General features: G+C 73.4%; 18 protein-coding genes. 9 read left to right on the top strand and 9 right to left on the bottom strand.

The features are described from left to right. Positions 1 to 80 precede the first annotated feature (80 nt). Entirely contained in the window at positions 81 to 659 is a 579-nt protein-coding gene (locus VKA29_RS29490) for a 2'-5' RNA ligase family protein (RefSeq protein ID WP_324789050.1), read from the top strand. A gap of 51 nt (positions 660 to 710) precedes the next feature. Here the strand turns inward: VKA29_RS29490 and VKA29_RS29485 are convergent, their stop codons facing one another. Together VKA29_RS29485 and VKA29_RS29480 are read right to left on the bottom strand one after the other, a co-directional pair. After that, on the bottom strand, positions 711 to 1,466 hold the full coding sequence (locus tag VKA29_RS29485; protein WP_324789049.1) for a decaprenylphospho-beta-D-erythro-pentofuranosid-2-ulose 2-reductase: 756 nt from the start codon (positions 1,464 to 1,466) through the stop codon (positions 711 to 713). An 11-nt stretch (positions 1,467 to 1,477) separates the two neighbouring features. Continuing rightward, positions 1,478 to 2,827 (bottom strand): FAD-binding oxidoreductase, encoded by a 1,350-nt coding sequence (locus tag VKA29_RS29480; protein ID WP_324789048.1) that lies wholly within the window; start codon positions 2,825 to 2,827, stop codon positions 1,478 to 1,480. 322 nt (positions 2,828 to 3,149) lie between these two features. Here VKA29_RS29480 and VKA29_RS29475 point away from each other — a divergent pair, with 322 nt between their 5' ends. Genes VKA29_RS29475 through VKA29_RS29460 form a run of 4 tightly spaced genes read left to right on the top strand, consistent with a single transcriptional unit; the run spans position 3,150 to position 6,028 of the window. Next, positions 3,150 to 3,641: a phosphatase PAP2 family protein gene (locus VKA29_RS29475; protein WP_324789252.1), complete on the top strand. Its 492-nt coding sequence runs from the start codon at positions 3,150 to 3,152 to the stop codon at positions 3,639 to 3,641. Beyond that, positions 3,634 to 4,614, top strand: a complete 981-nt coding sequence (locus VKA29_RS29470) for a decaprenyl-phosphate phosphoribosyltransferase (protein ID WP_324789047.1) — start codon at positions 3,634 to 3,636, stop codon at positions 4,612 to 4,614. Before VKA29_RS29475 ends, VKA29_RS29470 begins: the two co-directional genes overlap by 8 nt. Further along, positions 4,611 to 5,078 (top strand): GtrA family protein, encoded by a 468-nt coding sequence (locus tag VKA29_RS29465; RefSeq protein WP_324789046.1) that lies wholly within the window; start codon positions 4,611 to 4,613, stop codon positions 5,076 to 5,078. Before VKA29_RS29470 ends, VKA29_RS29465 begins: the two co-directional genes overlap by 4 nt. Beyond that, entirely contained in the window at positions 5,066 to 6,028 is a 963-nt protein-coding gene (locus VKA29_RS29460; protein WP_324789045.1) for a YihY/virulence factor BrkB family protein, read from the top strand. The genes VKA29_RS29465 and VKA29_RS29460 overlap by 13 nt, the downstream gene beginning before the upstream one ends. Here VKA29_RS29460 and VKA29_RS29455 read toward each other — a convergent pair. After that, positions 5,976 to 7,253: a D-alanyl-D-alanine carboxypeptidase gene (locus VKA29_RS29455; RefSeq protein ID WP_324789044.1), complete on the bottom strand. Its 1,278-nt coding sequence runs from the start codon at positions 7,251 to 7,253 to the stop codon at positions 5,976 to 5,978. The genes VKA29_RS29460 and VKA29_RS29455 overlap by 53 nt on opposite strands. Positions 7,254 to 7,335: 82 nt before the next feature. Between VKA29_RS29455 and VKA29_RS29450 the strand changes: the two genes are divergently transcribed. Next, a complete protein-coding gene (locus tag VKA29_RS29450; RefSeq protein ID WP_324789043.1) occupies positions 7,336 to 7,575 on the top strand; it encodes an SCO4848 family membrane protein in 240 nt (79 codons plus the stop codon). Positions 7,576 to 7,686: 111 nt separating this feature from the next. After that, the gene (locus VKA29_RS29445) at positions 7,687 to 8,937 is read left to right on the top strand and encodes a metallophosphoesterase (RefSeq protein WP_324789251.1); all 1,251 of its coding nucleotides are present in this window, start codon (positions 7,687 to 7,689) and stop codon (positions 8,935 to 8,937) included. Positions 8,938 to 9,803: 866 nt separating this feature from the next. Here the strand turns inward: VKA29_RS29445 and dmpG are convergent. From dmpG to mhpD, 3 genes are read right to left on the bottom strand one after another with little or no spacing between them, the layout of a single operon-like run. Continuing rightward, positions 9,804 to 10,865, bottom strand: coding sequence for a 4-hydroxy-2-oxovalerate aldolase (gene dmpG / locus VKA29_RS29440; RefSeq protein WP_324789042.1), 1,062 nt, complete (start codon positions 10,863 to 10,865; stop codon positions 9,804 to 9,806). Next, the gene (locus tag VKA29_RS29435) at positions 10,862 to 11,833 is read right to left on the bottom strand and encodes an acetaldehyde dehydrogenase (acetylating) (RefSeq protein WP_324789041.1); all 972 of its coding nucleotides are present in this window, start codon (positions 11,831 to 11,833) and stop codon (positions 10,862 to 10,864) included. Before VKA29_RS29435 ends, dmpG begins: the two co-directional genes overlap by 4 nt. Further along, positions 11,830 to 12,693, bottom strand: a complete 864-nt coding sequence (gene mhpD, locus VKA29_RS29430; protein ID WP_324789040.1) for a 2-keto-4-pentenoate hydratase — start codon at positions 12,691 to 12,693, stop codon at positions 11,830 to 11,832. Before mhpD ends, VKA29_RS29435 begins: the two co-directional genes overlap by 4 nt. Before the next feature lie 131 nt (positions 12,694 to 12,824). On the opposite strand from mhpD, the gene VKA29_RS29425 reads away from it, so the two are divergent. Then, complete coding sequence (locus VKA29_RS29425) at positions 12,825 to 13,547, top strand: IclR family transcriptional regulator (RefSeq protein ID WP_324789250.1); 723 nt, start codon at positions 12,825 to 12,827, stop codon at positions 13,545 to 13,547. Between the two features lie 135 nt (positions 13,548 to 13,682). On the opposite strand, the gene VKA29_RS29420 is transcribed toward VKA29_RS29425, so the two are convergent. Together VKA29_RS29420 and VKA29_RS29415 are read right to left on the bottom strand one after the other, a co-directional pair. Further along, positions 13,683 to 15,137 carry a HAMP domain-containing sensor histidine kinase gene (locus tag VKA29_RS29420; RefSeq protein ID WP_324789039.1) on the bottom strand — a complete coding sequence of 485 codons (1,455 nt, stop codon included), beginning with the start codon at positions 15,135 to 15,137 and terminating at the stop codon, positions 13,683 to 13,685. After that, positions 15,134 to 15,859, bottom strand: coding sequence for a response regulator transcription factor (locus VKA29_RS29415; protein WP_324789037.1), 726 nt, complete (start codon positions 15,857 to 15,859; stop codon positions 15,134 to 15,136). The genes VKA29_RS29420 and VKA29_RS29415 overlap by 4 nt, the downstream gene beginning before the upstream one ends. A gap of 165 nt (positions 15,860 to 16,024) precedes the next feature. Between VKA29_RS29415 and VKA29_RS29410 the strand changes: the two genes are divergently transcribed. Beyond that, positions 16,025 to 18,433, top strand: coding sequence for an MMPL family transporter (locus VKA29_RS29410; RefSeq protein ID WP_324789249.1), 2,409 nt, complete (start codon positions 16,025 to 16,027; stop codon positions 18,431 to 18,433). Here the strand turns inward: VKA29_RS29410 and VKA29_RS29405 are convergent. Further along, on the bottom strand, positions 18,426 to 19,043 hold the full coding sequence (locus VKA29_RS29405; RefSeq protein WP_324789036.1) for a Uma2 family endonuclease: 618 nt from the start codon (positions 19,041 to 19,043) through the stop codon (positions 18,426 to 18,428). The genes VKA29_RS29410 and VKA29_RS29405 overlap by 8 nt on opposite strands. Positions 19,044 to 19,067: the final 24 nt, after the last annotated feature.

Here is a 19,067-nt window from a genome sequence, read left to right as displayed (position 1 = left end):
TGCCCGCATCCCGGCCGTGGCCGTACAGTCGATAACCGGACGGCTTCAGACACCAACCCGTCACGACGACAGGAGACGACGTGGGGACCGTAACGATCGGTGTGTCGATCGCGGTCCCGGAGCCTCACGGCAGCCTGCTCCAACAGCTGCGCGCGGGCTTCGGCGACGCCGCGGCGCACGGCATCCCCACCCACGTCACGCTGCTGCCGCCGACGGAGGTCGACAGCGCGGCGCTGCCCGCCATAGAGGCGCACCTGACCGAGGTCGCCGCGGCCGGCCGGCCCTTCCCCATGCGGCTGTCCGGCACCGGCACCTTCCGGCCCCTGTCGCCGGTGGTCTACGTGCGGGTCGCCGAGGGCGCCGAGGCGTGCGCCTGGCTGCAGAAGCAGGTCCGCGACGCCTCCGGCCCCGTGGCGCGGGAACTCCAGTTCCCCTACCACCCGCACGTCACCGTCGCGCACGGCATCGACGACGCGTCGATGGACCGCGCCTTCGAGGAACTCGCCGACTACGAGGCCGCCTGGTCCTGCACCGGGTTCGCGCTGTACGAACAGGGCGCGGACGGTGTGTGGCGCAAGCTGCGCGAGTACGCCTTCAAGGGCGCGGTGGTGCCCCCGCAGGCGGGGCACGTGGAGCACGGCCCGCTGCCCACCCGGTAGCCGCGTCCGCCGCGTCCGCCGAGGCTGTCGCCTCCGCCGGTTCTGCCGCGTCTATACCGGCAGCCGCCGGAACACCGCCCGCGGCACGTGCCGCAGTGCCGACATCAGCACGCGCAAGGTCCCCGGCACCCACACCGTCTCCGAGCGCCGCCGCAGCCCCAGTTCGACGGCCGCGGCGACCGCCTGCGGCGTGGTCGCGAGCGGCGCCTCGGCGCGGCCCGCGGTCATCTTCGACCGTACGAAGCCGGGACGTACGACCATCACGTGCACGCCGGTGCCGTGCAGCGCGTCGCCCAGGCCCTGCGCGAAGGCGTCCAGGCCCGCCTTGCTGGAGCCGTAGATGAAGTTGGCGCGGCGGGCCCGTTCCCCGGCGACGGAGGACAGCACCACCAGCGAACCGTGGCCCTGCGCCTGCAGGGCGCGTGCGCTGATCAGGCCCGCCGACACCGCGCCGGTGTAGTTGGTCTGCGCCACGCGCACCGCGGCGGACGGGTCGCGCTCGTCGTGCGCCTGGTCGCCGAGGATCCCGAAGGCGAGCAGCACCATGTCGATGTCGCCCTCGGCGAAGACCTTGCCGAGCACGCTCTCGTGGGAGTCGGGGTCGAGCGCGTCGAAGGCGACGGTGCGCACGTCCGCGCCCAGCGCGCGCAGGGCGTCCGCGGACCGTTCCAGCGCGGGCGACGGGCGTCCGGCCAGCCACACGGTGCGGGTGCGGCGCGCGATCATGCGGCGTGCGGTGGCGAGCCCGATGTCGGACGTGCCGCCGAGGACCAGCAGGGACTGGGGGATGCCGAAGGCGTCCTTCACGACAGCGACTCCTAGAGGGTGAGGCGGCGGGAGAGGTCGGAGGTGAACACCCCGCGCGGGTCCAGCTCCGCGCGCAGGGCCCGGAAGTCGTCGAGGCGCGGATACATCGCGGCGAGCAGTTCGGGCCGCAGCCGGGAGTCCTTGGCGAGGTAGACGCGCCCGCCGGCCGCGGCCACCTCCTCGTCCAGCTCGTCGAGGAACCCGCCCAGCCCGGGCAGGTTCGCCGGGACGTCCAAAGCGAGCGTCCAGCCGGGCACCGGGAAGGACAGCCAGCCCGGGTCGGCCTCGCCGAACCGCTTGAGGACGGCCAGGAAGGACGGGCAGCGGCGCTCGGAGATGCGCCGCACGACGGAGCGCAGGGCGTCCTCCCGCCCGTGGCCGACGACGAACTGGTACTGCACGAAGCCGCCGCGGCCGTAGATCCGGTTCCAGTGGGGGACCCCGTCGAGGGGGTGGAAGAAGGTGGACATCCGCTGCAGTTCGCCGGTGCGCGCGCGGGGCGCCTTGCGGTACCACAGCTCGTTGAACAGGCCCACGGTCGTACGGCTGAGCAGCCCCTCCGGCAGGAAGGCGGGCGCCGCCGGGAAGCGCGGGGTGCGGAAGGCGAGCGGGGCGCTGCGCGCGCGTGCGGGCAGCGCGTCCAGCGGCGCGTGATCGCCGCGGGTGAGGACCGCGCGGCCGGTCGCCGCGCCGCGCGCGAGCAGGTCGATCCACGCGACGGAGTAGCGGTAGCGGTGGTCGGTGGCGGTCAGCCGGGCCATCAGGTCGTCGAGGTCCGCCGCGCGCTCGGTGTCGACCGCCATCAGGGACGTCTGCACGGGCAGCAGGCGGACGGTCGCGGTCAGGATCACGCCGGTCAGGCCCATGCCGCCGGCGGTCGCGTCGAACAGCGGGGTGCCGCGGCCCACCGTGCGGATCGTGCCGTCGGCGGTGAGGAGCTCGAAGGACAGCACGTGCCGTGCGAAGGAGCCCGACACGTGGTGGTTCTTGCCGTGGATGTCCGCGCCGATCGCGCCGCCGACGGTCACGTACCGGGTGCCGGGCGTCACCGGCACGAACCAGCCGAGCGGCAGCAGCACCTCCATCAGGCGGTGCAGGGAGACGCCCGCGTCGCACAGCAAGGTCCCGCCGTCGGCGTCGATGGCGTGGATCCGGTCCAGGGCCGTCATGTCGAGGACGGCGCCGCCGGCGTTCTGCGCCGCGTCCCCGTAGGCCCGTCCCAGACCTCTGGCGATGCCCCCGCGGGCCCCGCACTCCCGGACGGCGGCCGCGGCCTCCTCGTACGTCCGTGGGCGGATCAGACGGGCCGCGGTGGGCGCGGTGCGGCCCCAGCCGGTGACGGGAACGGTCTCGACAGACATGCCGGTGACCGTATCGCCCCGGTGTGACCTATTAGTTCAGAAACATGGATTCTCTCCCCGAAATGGGTGATTAATGGGATGTCGCTCAATATTGCCGGAGTTCCGGCGGGGTCGGCGTGAACAGTGAGTTCCCATGGACCACCTGGACCACTTGGACCGCCTTCACCACCTGGACGAGCACGGCGACCTCGGCCGCCGCGACGGTCCCGAAACGAGCGACGCACCCGACGCACGGGAGGCACCGGACGCACCCGACGCACTGGAGGCACCCGGCGCACCGGACGCATCGGACGCACCGGACGCGTCCGACGCGTCCCACGGCATGGACCACCGGATGCTCTCGGCGTTCCGCGCCCGTGGCGGCGACCCGCGCGTGGCAGCCACCGCGCGCGCCCTGTCGTGGGCCGGCGAGCACGGCGCGGTCTGGCTCGCGGCGGGCCTCACGGGAGCCGCCGTGGACGGCGCGCGACGCGGCGCCTGGTTGCGCGGCACGGCGCTCACCGCGGGCGCGCACGCCGTCAGCATGGGGGTGAAGAGGGTGGTGCGCCGCCCACGCCCGGCGCACGTCCGACCGCTGGTGCGCACCGCCGGCCGGCACTCCTTCCCCAGCTCGCACGCGAGCTCCGCGGTGGCCGCCGCCGTCGCCTACGGCGCGCTCGGGGCGTACGTGATCCCGCCGCTGGCCGCCGCGGTGTGTCTCTCCCGCCTGGTGGTGGGCGTGCACTACCCCTCGGACGTGGCGGCGGGCGCCCTCCTCGGGGCGCTCACGGCCTGCGTCGGAGCGCGCTGGATGCGGGGAGGCGCTCATGACTGAGACGGCGCCCCTCACGGGCGGCGCGCGCACCCGCGGCACGGCGCTGCACGGACAGCGCACGCCCCACCGCCGGCCCGAGCCACCCCCGAAAGGCACCCTGCTCGGCGGACTGCTGAGGACCGCGCGCCCCAAGCAGTGGGTCAAGAACGTCCTGGTCGTCGCCGCTCCGGCCGCCGCCGGCCGGCTGTTCTCGTGGCACGCCGCCACTGAACTCGCTTTCGTCTTCGCGCTGTTCACCGCCTGCGCGGCGGCCGTCTACCTGATCAACGACGCCCGCGACGTGGCGGCCGACCGCGCCCACCCCACCAAACGCCGCCGCCCGGTCGCCGCCGGACAGGTCCCGGTGCCCGTCGCGTACGCCGTGGGCGGCGCCCTCGGCGTGCTCGCGCCGGCCGTCGCGGCCCTGCTGGTCTCGCCGGCCGTCGCGGCGCTGCTGACGGCCTACCTCGGCATGCAGCTGGCGTACTGCGTCAGCCTCAAGCACGTCCTGGTCGTCGACCTGGTGGTCGTCACGACCGGATTCCTGATGCGGGCGATGGTCGGCGGACTCGCGCTCGGCATCCCGCTCTCCCGCTGGTTCCTCATCACCACCGGCTTCGGCGCGCTGTTCATGGTGTCGGCCAAGCGGTACTCCGAGGCCGTCCAGATGGCCGGGAAGGCGGGCGCCACACGCGCGCTGCTCACCGAATACACCACCGGCTACCTGCGCTTCGTATGGCAGCTCGCGGCCGGCGTCGCCGTCCTCGGCTACTGCCTGTGGGCCCTGGAGGAGGGCGGCGTCCCGCACACCAGCGTGCTGCCCTGGCGCCAGCTGTCCATGGTGGCCTTCATCCTCGCGATCCTGCGGTACGCCGTCTTCGCCGACCGCGGCACGGCCGGCGAACCGGAGGAGGTCGTGCTGCGCGACCGCGCGCTTACCCTCATCGGCGTGGTGTGGCTGGCGATGTACGGCCTGGCGGTGGCCAACTGGTGAGCGCCCGCCCGTTCCCGCGCGGCCGCCCCGCGGCGGGCACGCGCGCGTGGCGACACGAACTCGCCGGGTTCGCCGCCGTGGGCCTCCTCGCCTACGCCGTCGACCTCGCCGTGTTCAGCTGCCTGCGCGGCCCCGCGGGCCTCGGCCCGATCACCGCCAAGGCGCTGTCGTTCGTCGCGGGCTGCGCGGTGGCGTACGCGGGCAACGCGCTCGGCACCTACCGGGACCGCCGACCCCGCAGCCCGCGCCCGTGCGCCGTCTTCTTCGCGGTGAACGCCGCCGGCGCCCTCGTCCAGCTGCTCTGCCTCGCCGTCAGCCACTACGGACTCGGCCTCACCTCGCAGCGGGCGGACACCGTCTCGGGCGCCGGAATCGGCATGGCGCTCGCCACCGTGCTGCGCTTCTGGGGCACCCGAACATTGGTCTTCTCCGCCGAGGGCAGAGTCGGGACATGGACCGGCTGAAGACACTCCCCGGCGTCGGGCCGTTGACGGCACGGCTGACGACCACGCACGCGTGGCGGTCGTACCGGCGCCTGGACCGGGTGAAGTGGACCCGGCTGGCCGCCGCGATGACCTTCACCAGCTTCGTCGCGCTGTTCCCGCTGCTCACCGTGGCCGCCGCCGTCGCCGCCGCCACGCTCAGCGCGAGCCGGCAGAAGGAGATCCAGAACAAGCTCGCCGAGCAGGTGCCCGGCATCTCCGACCAGCTCGACATCGAGGGTCTGGTCCGCAACGCCGGCACCATCGGACTCATCGCGGGCGCCCTCCTGCTGTTCACCGGCATCGGCTGGGCGGGCGCGACACGCGACTGCCTGCGGGCGGTGTGGGAACTGCCGGACGAGGAGGAGAACGCCCTCCTGCGCAAGGCCAAGGACCTGGGCATCCTCCTCGGCCTCGGCGGCGCCGTCCTGGTCACGCTCGCCGCCTCCGCCGTCGCCTCCGCGATGGTCGGCCGGCTCACCCGGCAGCTCGGCATCCAGGAGGGCGGCTGGGGCGGTGTCCTGCTGTACGCCGCCGCGTTCGCCGTCGCGGTGCTCGCCGACTTCCTACTCCTGCTGTACGTCCTGACCCTGCTGCCCGGCGTCGAACCACCGCGCCGCCGCCTGCTGGTGGCCGCGCTGATCGGCGCGGTCGGCTTCGAGGTGCTGAAGGCGCTGATGAGCGGCTACCTGCAGGGCGTGGCGGCCAAGAGCGTGTACGGCGCCTTCGGCACGCCGGTCGCCCTGCTGCTGTGGATCAACTTCACCTCGAAGCTGGTCCTGTTCAGCGCCGCGTGGACGGCGACGCGGAGCGAGGACGCCGAGGTCGCCGAGGACACCGAGGACACCGAGGACACCGAGGACGCCGAGGTCGCCGAGGTCACGGACGCGGACGGCGACGCACCAGATCCGGCAGCGGCCAACGGCGGTTGACCAGGAACGCGGCCCCCGCGAGCAGCACCAGCAGCCCGCCGGTGATCGCCAGGGCCGTCCCCATGCCGCCGGAGCGGCCCCCGGCCGAGGCGTGCACGGCCGGCGTCGCCGGCACCGCGCCGGCCCCGCCCGTCCGGCCTGCCGTGGCGTTGGCGCCCGGCTGCGCGCTGGACTGCGCGGCGCTCCTCGGCGGCACCAGCTCACCGACCGGCCGCACCTTCCCGACCGCCTTGAAGCCCCAGTCGAACAGCTGGGAGGTCTCCTTGTAGACCTCGTTGTGCTCCTCCTTCTCCGGGTGCATGACGGTGACGAGCAGCACCTTCCCGCCGCGCTCGGCGACGCCGGTGAAGGTGGCGCCGGCGTTCGTGGTGTTGCCGTTCTTGACGCCGGCGATGCCCTGGTAGACGGAGACGTCCGAGTCGCCGGTCAGCAGCCGGTTGGTGTTCTGGATCTCGAAGGACCCGCGGACCTGCTTGCCCTTCTTGTTCTTCGTCGTCTCGCCCGGGAACTGCGCGCGCACGGTCGAGCAGTACTCGCGGAAGTCCTTCTTCTGCAGCCCGGAGCGGGCGAACAGCGTCAGGTCGTAGGCGGAGGAGACCTGCCCCGGCGCGTCGTAGCCGTCCGGCGTCACCACGTGCGTGTCGAGGGCCTGCAACTCCTCGGCGTGCTGGTTCATCTCCTCGACGGTGTTGTCCACGCCGTCGTTCATCGCCGCCAGCACGTGCACGGCGTCGTTGCCGGAGCGCAGGAAGACCCCGAGCCACAGGTCCCGGACGGTGTAGGTCTCGCCCTCCTTTATCCCGACCATGCTGGAACCGGCCCCGACGCCCGCCAGGTCGGTGGGGACCACCGTGTGCTTCATCGTCTTCGGGAACCTCGGCAGCACCGTGTCCGCGAACAGCATCTTCATCGTGCTCGCCGGGGGCAGCCGCCAGTGCGCGTTGTGCGCGGCGAGCACCTCGCCGGACTCGGCGTCCGCGACGATCCACGAGCGCGCGGTCAGCCCCTTGGGCAGCACCGGGGCGTCGCTGCCCAGGTCGGCCTGGGTGCCGGGCCGCCCGAGCCGGGCGCCGCCCATGCTCGACATGCTCGCCGGGGGAGTGGCCGACGGGCTCGGGGAGGGGCTGGGCGCCGCCAGGGCGGCGGGCGCGGTCAGCGCGAGGGACGACAGGACGGCGGAGGCGGCCAGCAGGGAACGCCGGACGGTCTTCATGGGTGCGGGCACGACCGAGAAGGTACCGGCCGTCCGCCGTGAAGTCCCACCACCCCACGCACCGGACCGGAACCGGTACGGCGATACTGAACGCATGAAGCTCAGCCGCCCGGCCTCCTGGTTCCTGCTCGCCTTCGGGGTGTGGAGCTGGGTCATCTGGGTCACTTTCGTCAAAAACCTGATCAAGGACAGCAGCGGGCAGGCCTTCGACGACGGCCACCCGACGGCGTTCTTCTGGGTGCACCTGACGCTGGCCGTCGTCTCCTTCGTATTGGGGACGGTCATCGGGGGCATCGGGTTGCGCGGACTGCGCGCATTGCGCCGCACCTCGTAACCCGTACGCACCGACCCGCAACCCGCACGCAGCAACCCGCACGAACCGATCCGCGCGCACCGGCCCGCGGGGACGGACACGACCGGCAACGGGGGTCACGGCACGGTGGTCATCGGCATCGTCTTCGCGCTGCTCGTCCTCGGCGTCCTGGTGACGGGCAACTGGTACCTGTGGCGCCGGCTGTTCCGCGACACCACGCGCGGCCCGGGGCCCGCGCGCCGGGCGGGCGCCGCGCTGATCGCCGGCGGCTGGCTGCTGGCGGTCGGCGCGCTCGTCGCCGAGCGCGCCGGGGCGCCCTTCTGGCTCCAGCGCACGCTGGCCTGGCCGGGCTTCCTGTGGCTGGCGCTGTCGCTCTACCTGCTGCTGGCCGTCGTCGCGGGCGAGGCCGTACGACCCCTGCTGCGCCGTCTCCCCGCCCGGCGGGCGCGTACCGCGGCGGCCGTGCCGCAGGCCGAGCCGGTGCCCGCGGGGGCCGTGCCGGCCGGGCAGGCGTCCGGGGGACTCGAACCCGGTGAACCCGAGCCCGTGGCGGAGGCGGCCGGCCCCTCCCGCCGCCTCTTCGTCTCCCGCGTCGTCGCGGGCGCCGCCGCCACGGCCGCCGCCGGGACCGTCGGCTACGGCACGTACGGCGTCCTGCGCGGACCGCGGGTGAAACGGGTCACCGTCCCGCTGGCCAAGCTCCCGCGCGCGGCGCACGGTTACCGCATCGCGGTCGTCAGCGACATCCACCTGGGGCCGGTGCTGGGCCGCGGCTTCGCCCAGAAGGTCGTCGACACGGTCAACGCGACCCGGCCCGATCTCGTCGCCGTCGTCGGCGACCTGGTCGACGGCAGCGTGCGCGACCTGGGCCCGGCGGCGGCCCCGCTGCGGCAGCTGACGGCGCCCGCCTACTTCGTCACCGGCAACCACGAATACTTCTCCGGCGCCGAGCAGTGGGTCGAGGAGGTGCGGCGGCTGGGGCTGCACCCCCTGGAGAACGCCCGTACCGAACTGCCGTGGTTCGACCTGGCCGGCGTCAACGACCTCCTGGGCGAGAGGGAGGGCCAGGGTCCCGACTTCGGCAAGGCGCTCGGGGACCGGGACCCGTCCCGCGCGTGCGTGCTGCTGGCCCACCAGCCGGTGCAGATCCACGAGGCCGTCCGGCACGGCGTCGACCTGCAGCTGTCCGGCCACACGCACGGCGGCCAGCTCTGGCCGGGCAACTTCCTGGCGGCCGCGGCGAACCCGACCGTGGCCGGTCTGGAGCGCTACGGCGACACCCAGCTGTACGTCACCCGCGGCGCGGGCGCCTGGGGGCCGCCCACCCGGGTGGCGGCCCCCTCCGACATCACGGTGATCCAACTGGCCTCGACCCGAGCCTGAGACAGCACACCGGAAACCACCGCGTCCCGGCCGCCGGCAGGCTCCGGCCCGGCCCGGCACCCCGAGCCGGACCGGCCGACCCCCGCCGGGATCAGCGCCCGAAGCCGGGGGCGGCAGCCCAGGCAGGCCCGCCCGGGTGCGGCAGCTGGAGTCGGACTGGCCGGCCGGCGGGATGGGTGGCCTTGTTGCGGCCGGTGGTCCTGGCCGGGATCTCCAGGCCGGATGGGGACCGTCGGCCCAAGCCGGGACCGGTATGCCTGCCGGGGATCGGCGGCCGGGAGCCGGGCTGGCAGGTCCGGCCGGGACCGTCGGCCCGGGCTGGCCTGGCAGGTCCGGTCGGGGGCGGCAGCCGGAGTCGGACTGGCCGGCCGGCGGGATGGGTGGCCTTGTTGCGGCCGGTGGCCCTGGCCGGGATCTCCAGGCCGGATGGGGACCGTCGGCTCTAGCCGGGATCGGTATGCCTGCCGGGGATCGGCGGCCGGGTGCCGGGCTGGCAGGTCCGGCCGGGACCGTCGGCCCGGGCTGGCCTGGCAGGTCCGGTCGGGGGCGGCAGCCGGAGTCGGACTGGCCGGCCGGCGGGATGGGTGGCCTTGTTGCGGCCGGTGGTCCTGGCCGGGATCTCCAGGCCGGATGGGGACCGCCGGCCCAAGCGGGGATCGGTATGCCTGCCGGGGATCGGCGGCCGGGAGCCGGGCTGGCAGGTCCGGTCGGAATCGGCAGCCCCGCCGGAATCGTCAGCCCGGGTCGGGACCGTCGGCCCGGGTCGGGACCGTCGGCCCGGGTCGGGCTGGCACGTCCGGTCGGGATCGGCAGCCATGCCGGGACCGGTGTCCCCGGACCGGGGCGGTGGTGACTGGTGGTCGGGGTCAGTTCTGTGCGGCTGCGACCAGGTCCAGGGCGATGTCCGTGATCATGTCCTCCTGGCCGCCGACCATGCCCCGCCGGCCCGCCTCGACCAGGATCGAGCGGGTGTCCAGGCCGTACCGGGCGGCGGCGGTCTCCGCGTGCCGCAGGAAGCTGGAGTACACGCCCGCGTAGCCGAGGCTCAGCGTCTCGCGGTCCACCCGGACCTCCCGGTCCTGCAGCGGCCGTACGAGGTCGTCGGCGGCGTCCATCAGCGGGAACAGGTCGCAGCCGTGCTTCCAGCCCGACAGGTCGGCGACGGCGATGAACGCCTCCAGCGGGCAGTTGCCCGCGCCCGCGCCCTGCCCGGCGAGGGAGGCGTCGACGCGCACGGCGCCGCTCTCCACGGCGACGACGGTGTTGGCCACGCCCAGGGCCAGGTTGTGGTGGGCGTGGATGCCGAGTTCGGTGGCCGGGTCGAGGACGTCGCGGTAGGCGCGGAAACGGTCGCGCACGCCGTCCATGGTCAGCCGGCCGCCGGAGTCGGTGACGTAGACGCAGTTGGCGCCGTAGGACTCCATCAGCTTGGCCTGGCGGGCCAGTTCGGCGGGCTCGGCCATGTGGGACATCATCAGGAACCCGGCGACGTCCATGCCCAGCTCGCGGGCGGCGGCGATGTGCTGGGCCGCGATGTCGGCCTCGGTGCAGTGGGTGGCGACCCGCACCGAGCGGATGCCGAGGGCGTGCGCCTGCCGCAGGTCGTGCAGGGTGCCGATGCCGGGCAGCAGCAGGGTGGTGGGCACCGCCTGCCGCACGGCGCCCACGACGGCCTCGATCCACTCCCAGTCGGTGTGGGCGCCGACGCCGTAGTTGATGCTGGAGCCGGCCAGGCCGTCGCCGTGGGCGATCTCGATCGCGGAGACGCCGGCCGCGTCCAGCGCGGCGGCGATGGTCGACGCCTGCTCGACGGTGTAGCGGTGGCGCACGGCGTGCATGCCGTCCCGCAGGGTCACGTCCTGCACGTACAGGGCGGGCGGGACGGACGTGCCGGCGCCGGTGGTCTGGTCGGGCTGGGTCGTGGTCATCGTGCGGCCCCCTCGGTGGAGCGGTGGGCGGCCATGCGCTCCGCGGTGCGCAGCGCGGCCGAGGTCATGATGTCGAGATTTCCGGCGTAGGCCGGGAGGTAGTGGGCGGCGCCCTCGACCTCGAGGAAGACCGAGACCTTCAGCGCCTCGGCGCCCGCACCGCGCGCCCCGGCGGGCAGCAGGGCGCGCAGCGGGTCGTCGGCCGTGACCCGGTCGAACTGCACCTTCTGCTTGAGGCGGTAGCCGGGCACGTACGCCTGCACGCGGCCGACCATCTCCTCGACGGAGGCCGTGACGGCCTCGGTGTCGCACTCGGAGACGAGGCAGTGCACGGTGTCGCGCATGATCAGCGGCGGCTCGGCCGGGTTGAGGACGATGATCGCCTTGCCGCGGGCGGCGCCGCCGACCCGCTCGACGGCGGAGGACGTGGTCTCGGTGAACTCGTCGATGTTCGCCCGGGTGCCGGGACCCGCGGAGCGGGAGGCGATGGAGGCGACGATCTCCCCGTAGTGGACGGGGGTGACGGCGGAGACCGCGGCCACGATCGGGATCGTGGCCTGCCCGCCGCAGGTGACCATGTTGACGTTCGGCGCGTCCAGGTGGGCGTCGCCGTTGACCGGGGGCACCACGTAGGGGCCGATGGCGGCCGGGGTGAGGTCGACGAGGGTGCGGCCCAGGGGGCGCAGCACCTCGTCGTGGCGCTTGTGGGCGCCGGCGGAGGTGGCGTCGAAGACGATCTCCACATCGGCGAACTCGTCCATCGCCACCAGGCCGTCGACGCCCTCGTGGGTGGTGGCCACCTTCAGTCGGCGGGCGCGGGCCAGTCCGTCGGAGTCGGGGTCGATCCCGGCCATGGCCGCGATCTCCAGGCTGTCGGACAGCCGCAGCACCTTGATCAAGAGGTCGGTGCCGATGTTGCCCGATCCGATGACGGCGACCTTGGTGCGGGCGTTCGTCTCGCTGCTCACTTGTTGTCTCCTTCTGCTCCTGCTGCGGCGTCTGCTGCTCCTGCCGCGGCGAACCCGACCCGGGCGGAACCCAGGCCGGGGATGCGGGTCTCGAACACGTCACCCGGCGCGGCGGGGACCATCGGGCCCAGGGCCCCGGTCAGCACCAGATCGCCCGCCCGCAGCGGGTCGCCCATGGCGGCCAGGGCGGAGGCCAGCCAGACGGCCGCGTTGAGGGGGCCGCCGAGGCAGTCGGCGCCGGTGCCCTCCGAGACCGGTTCGCCGTTGCGGGTCAAGGTCATCCGCAGCGCGCGCAGGTCGACCGCGGTCAGCGGGACCGGGGTGCCGCCGAGGACGTACAGCCCGCAGGAGGCGTTGTCGGCGACGGTGTCGACGATGGAGATGTCCCAGTCCTGGATACGGCTGTCGACGATCTCCAGGGCCGGCAGCGCGAAGTCCACGGCGCGCAGCACGTCGACGACGGTGCACTCCCGGTGCGGCAGGTCACGCCCGAGCACGAGCGCGACCTCCGCCTCCACCTTGGGCTGCAGCAGCCGCCCGGCGGGCACCTCACCGCCGTCCGGCACGGCCATGTCCGCGAACAGGGCGCCGAAGTCGGGCCGGTCCACGCCGAGCTGAGCCTGCACGGCCGGAGAGGTCAGGCCGATCTTGCGGCCCACGACGCGGCGGCCTGCTGCCTGGCCGCGGCGCAGGTTCAGCCGCTGCACGGCGTAGGCGGCGTCGATGTCGCCGTCGGCGAAGAGGGTGCGCACGGGCGGGCAGGCGGCGCCGGTACGCGCGGCCTCGGCGAGCGCGTCGGCGGCCTTGGCCACGTCCGGTGGCGCGGCGTCCGCCCGGACGCTGTCGGGGGCGGTCGGCACGGGCTACCTCCAGGAGGGGAGTGGTGGACCGGGTGGGGCTCGGCGCCCCGTTCGTATGGGGACCGGTATAGACAGCGCGGCGCCATCGGGACAAACTTTGTTCCGTGTCACGGAAAAACATGGGCGGCAGCATGCTGGAGAAGGCTGCTCTGATCTTGGAATGTTTCCCTCCGACGGGTGGTCCGTACCGTCTGACGGAACTCGCCGAACGGTCGGGCCTGCCCAAGCCGACGGTCCACCGGCTAGCGGCGGACCTGGTCGCCCTCGGCTGGCTGGAGCGCTCGGGCGCCCACTACCGGCTCGGCGCGAAGCTGTTCGAACTCGGCTCGCTGGTCCCGCACCGGCGTGATCTGCGGGAGGCGGCGCTGCCGTTCCTGCAGGACCTCTTCGAGGCCACCCGCGAGACCGTCCACCTCGGCGTCCGGGAGGGCCTGGAGGTGGTCTACCTGGAGCGCATCCACGGCCACGAGGCCCTGCAACTGCCCTCCCGCATCGGCGGCAGCCTCCCGCTGACCTGCACCGGAGTGGGCAAGGCCCTGCTCGCCTTCTCCGGCGCCGAACTCGCCGACGAGGTCTTCGCCGGCCCGCTGCCGAGCCTCACCCCGTACTCGATCACCGACCCGGCGCGGCTGCGCATGACGCTGGAGAAGATCCAGGTCTCCGGCCTGGCCTACGAGGAGCAGGAGGCCGCCCTCGGCGTGAGCTGCATCGCGGCACCGGTGTTCGCCGGCGGCACGGCCGTGGCCGCCCTGTCGGTCGCCGTCCCCCGCTCCCGCTTTCGCCCCGCCCAACTGGCCCCGGCCGTGAGAACAGCGGCGCTGGGCCTGTCCCGCAGCCTGCGCGGCGGCGTCTGAGGCCCTGTCCCGCAGCCTGCGCGGCGGCGTCTGGGGCCCTGTTCCGTGATGACGCGGCGGCGTCCGAGGCCCTGCTCCGTGATGACGCGGCGGCGTCCGAGGCCCTGCTCCGTGACGAGCCGTGCGGCCCTGGCCCTACGACCGGGCCGTCGCCTGGGCCGGCAGGGTGACCGTCACCGCCAGGCCCGCGCCCGGTGCCGTGGACACCGTCACCTCGCCGCCGTGCGCCTGGACCACGCCCTGCACGATCGCCATGCCCAGCCCGCTGCCCGCGCCCCCTCCGGCGCGGAAGAACCGGTCGAAGACGCGGGCCGCGTCCTCCTCCGCCAGCCCCGGGCCCTCGTCCGCGACACACAGCCGTACCAGCCCGTCCGTGCGCTCCACCCCCAGCCGCACCGGCACGTCGGCGGGCGTGTGCGTGCGGACGTTGCCCACCAGGTTGCCGAGCACCTGGCGCAGCCCCGACTCGTCGGCGCGCACCAGCAGGGAGCCGTCGGCGCCGACCGTGATGGGCCGCTCCGGCTGCTGCACCCGCAGGTCCTCGGCCGCCTCCCGCACCAGCCGGGTGACGTCGACGTTGCGGAACCGCAGTTCGGGCCGCTGGTCCAGCCGGGCCAGCGTGAGCAGCTCGTCGACCAGCCGCCCCATGCGGTCGGTCTCCGCCAGCACCCGGTCCCAGGCCCGCCGCCGCTCCACGGGATCGCTCAGCATGCCCTTGTCGTACAGCTGGAGGTAGCCGCGGATCGCGGAAAGCGGGGTGCGCAGCTCGTGCGAGGCGTCCGCGACGAAGCGGCGCAGCTGGGCCGCGCTGTCCTCGCGCGTCCGGTACGCCGACTCGACCTGGTGCAGCATCGAGTTCAGGGCGAGCCGCAGCTGTTCCACCTCCTGCGTCGGATGGTGGCTGGAGGGGACCCGCCGGGTCAGGTCGCCCTCGGCGATCGCCGAAGACGTCTCCACCATGTCCTCCAGCGGCCGCATCCGGCGGCTCACCGACACCATCGTCAGCCAGGCCAGCAGCATCAACAGCAGGCTGCCGATGGCCAGATCGAGCTTCAGGGCCTTGGCGATGCCCCGGTGCAGGGCCTCCGTGGAGCTGGCCATCAGCACGAACCTGCCGTCGGCGAGGGGGGTGGCGGTGACGCGGTAGGAGGCGCCGTGCACGGTCACCGAGCGCGGCCCGGCACCCCGTGCCAGGCCGCGCGGGTCGCGGACGGCCTCGGCGAGAGCCCGCTGCACCCCGGTCGGCCTGAACCCCATGACGCTCAGCGGCTCCCCGTGCCCGTCGACCGCCGCGAAGATCGAGTCCGGCGTCGGCCGCTCGTCGGTGTGCTCCGGCGCCAGCCGCTCGCGGACGAACCCCAGCACGCTCAGGGAGTCGATCTTCCGCAGCGTCAGCTGCGAACCGCCCAGCGAGTCACGGGTCTTGGTCAGCTCGGTGTCGACCTGGTCGAGCAGGTAGTACCGCATGCCCATCAGGCTGACCGCGGTCGCCGCGACGATGCCGAGCGCGAGCAGCGCCACGTTCGCCAGGGTCAGCTTGGCGCGCAGCGAGTGCAGGCCCCGTCTGCAGCGCGGACGCGGGACCCTCACGCCAGTCCGTATCCCACCCCGCGCCGGGTGGTGATCACCGGCGCCCCCAGGGTGTCCAGCTTGCGCCGCAGATAGCTGATGTAGGTCTCCACGACCGTCGACTCGGTCGGGGCGTGCTCGTACTGCCAGACGTGACGCAGCAGTTGCTCCTTGGAGACGGTCCGGCCCCCGTTGCGCACCAGGAAGCGCAGCAGCGCGTACTCGGTGGGGGTGAGCTCGACGGTGCGTCCCGCGCGGTGGACGCTGTACGTCGTCTCGTCCAGCTCCAGGTCGCCGTACCGGAGCGGCGGCCGCTGCGGCAGCACGTCGGCGGGCCGGGTGCGTCGCAGCACCGCGGTGATCCGGGCGACCACCTCGTCGATGTTGAACGGCTTGGTGATGTAGTCGTCGCCGAAGCCGAGCGCGCCGACGATGTCGGCGGGCGCGTCGCGCGCGGTGAGGAACACCAGCGCCAGCTCGGGCCGCTCGGCGCGCAGCCGGCGGCCCAGGGCGCGGCCGTCGCCGTCCGGGAGCATGACGTCGAGCAGGGCGGCGTCGATCGGGGCCGCTCCGCGCGTCCCCGGCCGGGCCGGGGAGCCGGCGCGTTCGACGAGCGCGAGCGCCTCGCGGACGCTGCCCGCCGTCAGCACCTCGAAGCGGTGGTAGCGCAGGGCGATGGCGAGGACGTCCGCGATGCTCGGCTCGTCCTCCACCACCAGTACCGTGCCGGGAACCGTCGTCATGCCCACCAGTATCGGGCGGGGCGCCGGAGGCGGGGCGTGATACCTCTTTGGAGTTCCTTGAGAGTCGAGCGGGCCGGCGCCCACGCGCGCGTGGCGGCGCCGATGCTGTTGCCCTGACCCTGGGGGACGGACCGAGCGACTGAGGAGCTGTTGAAGTTGGCGGCATTGGCACGCTGGTGCTACCGGCACCGGCTGGTGGTCCTGTTGCTGTGGGTGGGAACGCTGTTCGGGCTGGGCTTCTCGGCCTCGACGGCGGGCACGGACTACGCGAACGTCTTCTCCCTCCCGGACACGGACTCCAAGAGCGCGTTCGACCTGATGCAGAAGGCGTTCCCGGACACGGCCGGCGACACCGACATGGTGGTGTGGAAGGTCGACGAGGGCACGGTGAAGGACCCGGCGGTACGGTCCCGGATCCAGCCCGCCCTCGACGAGATCGCGAAGATGCCCGGCGTCGGCGCGGTGACCGGCCCCTACACCGGGCCCCGGGGCGCCGCGCAGATCAGCCGCGACGGGAAGATCGCCTACGCCCAGGTGACCTTCGCCAAGCGTGCGAACGAGGTGCCCAAGGAACTCGTCCAGGACGTGGTCGACACCGCGCAGGAGGCCCGGCGCGACGGCCTCCAGGTCGAGTTGGGGGGCCAGGCGATCTGGCGCGTGCAGGAGCCGCCGCAGGGCCTGTCGGAGATGGTCGGCATCGTCGCGGCGGCCGTGGTGCTGTTCCTGGCCTTCGGTTCGCTGGTGGCGATGCTGCTGCCGATCGCGATCGCGGTGTTCGGCGTCGGCACGGGCCTGTTCTCCACCCAGCTCCTCAGCCACACGTTCGAGATCCCCGACATCGCCCCGCTGCTCGCCTCCCTGATCGGCCTCGGCGTCGGCATCGACTACGCCCTGTTCATCGTCACCCGGCACCGCCGCGGCATCCTGCGCGGCATGGATCCCGAGGACGCCGCGGTCACGGCCCTCAACACCTCCGGCCGCGCGGTGCTGTTCGCGGGCGGCACGGTGTGCATCGCGCTGGCGGGCATGCTGGTGACGCGCCTGCGGTTCCTGGACGGCGTGGTCGTCGGCACCTCGCTGACGGTGGTGCTGAGCGTGCTGGCGGCCACCACCCTGCTCCCGGCCCTGCTCGGCTTCCTCGGCCCGCGGGTCCTCAGCCGCCGCCAGCGCCGCCGGCTCGCCGCCGAGGGCACCGTCGAACCGGAGAAGGCGAGCGGACTCGCCGCCCGCTGGTCGGCGAACGTCGAGAAGCGCCCCGTCGGCATCGCGGTGCTCGCGCTGGTCGTGATGGCCGTCCTCGCCGTCCCCGTGCTGTCGCTCCGCCTCGGCGCCACCGACCAGGGCAACGACGAAGCGTCCAGCACCACCAGGAAGGCGTACGACCTGCTCGCCGAGGGCTTCGGGCCCGGCTTCAACGGCCCGCTCCAGGTGGTCGCCGTCAGCGGCGACACCGCCACGCTGGTCGAGGACATCGGGGACACGGCCGGGGTCGCCCGGGTCGCCGCGCTGCCGCCCGCGAAGGGCGTGACGGTGATCCAGGTCATGCCGACCACGTCACCGCAGTCGAAGGAGACCGACCGGCTGATCGACACCCTGCGCGACGACGTGATCCCGAGGTCGGGCGCACAGGCGCACGTGGGCGGTGTGACGGCCGTCTCGAAGGACTTCGCGTCGGTGACCGGCGACCGCCTGCCCCTCTTCATCGCGACGATCATCGGCCTGGGCTTCCTGCTGCTCCTGATCGCCTTCCGTTCCCTGGTGGTGCCGCTGACGGCCGCGCTGATGAACCTGATCGCCGCGGCGTCCTCCTTCGGTGTCCTGGTCGCGGTCTACCAGTGGGGCTGGGGCCTGGACCTGTTCGGCCTCGGCAAGGAGGGCCCGATCAACGCCTTCCTGCCGGTCATCATGCTGTCGCTGCTGTTCGGCCTGTCCATGGACTACCAGGTGTTCCTGGTGAGCCGGATGCACGAGGAGTGGGTGCAAACCCGCGACAACGCGCGGGCGGTCCGTGTCGGCCTGGCCGAGACCAGCCGTGTGATCAACTCCGCCGCACTGATCATGGTCTGCGTGTTCCTGGCGTTCGTCCTCAGCGGCAACTCGGGCGCGGCGATGGCGGGCGTGGGCCTGGCCGCAGCGGTGGCGCTCGACGCCTTCGTGCTGCGTACGGCGCTGGTGCCGGCCGTGATGCACCTGGTGGGCACGTCCAACTGGTGGCTGCCGGGCTGGCTGGAGAAGCGGCTGCCGCACCTGGCGGTGGAGCCCAAGGAGGAGGACGCCGAAGCGCCGGCCGAGCCGGGCCCCGCCTCGGTGATCCACGGCTTCGTCCGCACGGCGGACGGCGAGCCGGTGGAGGAGGCCTCGGTGACGCTGATGTCGAAGGGCGGCCGTCAGCTGGACCGCGTGACGTCCCTGGCGGACGGCTCCTACATCGTGTCGGTGCCGGGCCCGGGGGCGTACCTGCTGGCGGTGACGGCGTCGTCGCACGGGACGCGGGCGCGGCACGTGGTGGTGACCGAGGGACCGCTGGTGTACGACGTGGAGCTGACCGAGGGAGAGGTGGACGCGGTCAACTAGCTTTCTTCTGCCCGGCCTTGAGGATCTGGTCGACGTCGAGGGTGACCTTGGCGCCGATGGAGTCGGGCAGGGTGACGAGCTCCCCGGGGGCGTGCGGGCGGTGGTACTGGTACGCCCCCCCGACGGGTTCCGCGAGCACGTGAAGACGCTGGTGTTTGCGGTCGACGACGACGTAGACCGGCACCTCGGCCTCCGCGTAGGCGGCGACCTTCGTCTTCAGGTCGTCCTTCCAGTTTCCGGAGGTGACCTCCAGGACGAGACGGAAGCAGACCGGGTCGTACGCGTTGTTCTCGATGTAGTGGTCGTCGATGTCGGCGTCGACGACCACGAGGTCGGGGATGGCGTAGTCCTCGGCACCGGTCGGCAGCCAGAGCCCGACGTTCTGGAGGACCTCGGTTTCGTCGTCGTGCAGTCCGGCGTCGATGAAGGGGATCATGAGGCCGGTCAGCGCGCGGGCGTGGGGGGCATCCGGGGATGGGGTCACGAGGAGGTGGCCTCCGATGATCTCGACGCGGTAGCCCGGATGGCGCTCCATGATCTCGTCGGCGAGGGCCGTGAGCGAGAACGGCTCGTCGTCGTCGAAGGGCTGCTCGACGGATGCAGCGGACATCGCGTGCCTCCTAGGGACTGGTGT

The sequence above is a fragment of the Streptomyces sp. H51 genome, from assembly GCF_035656535.1.
In the GTDB taxonomy this organism is placed as follows: Bacteria; Actinomycetota; Actinomycetes; order Streptomycetales; family Streptomycetaceae; genus Streptomyces.
The sequence above is the reverse complement of the archived record's forward strand: the minus strand, read 5'-3'. Positions and strand labels throughout refer to the sequence as shown.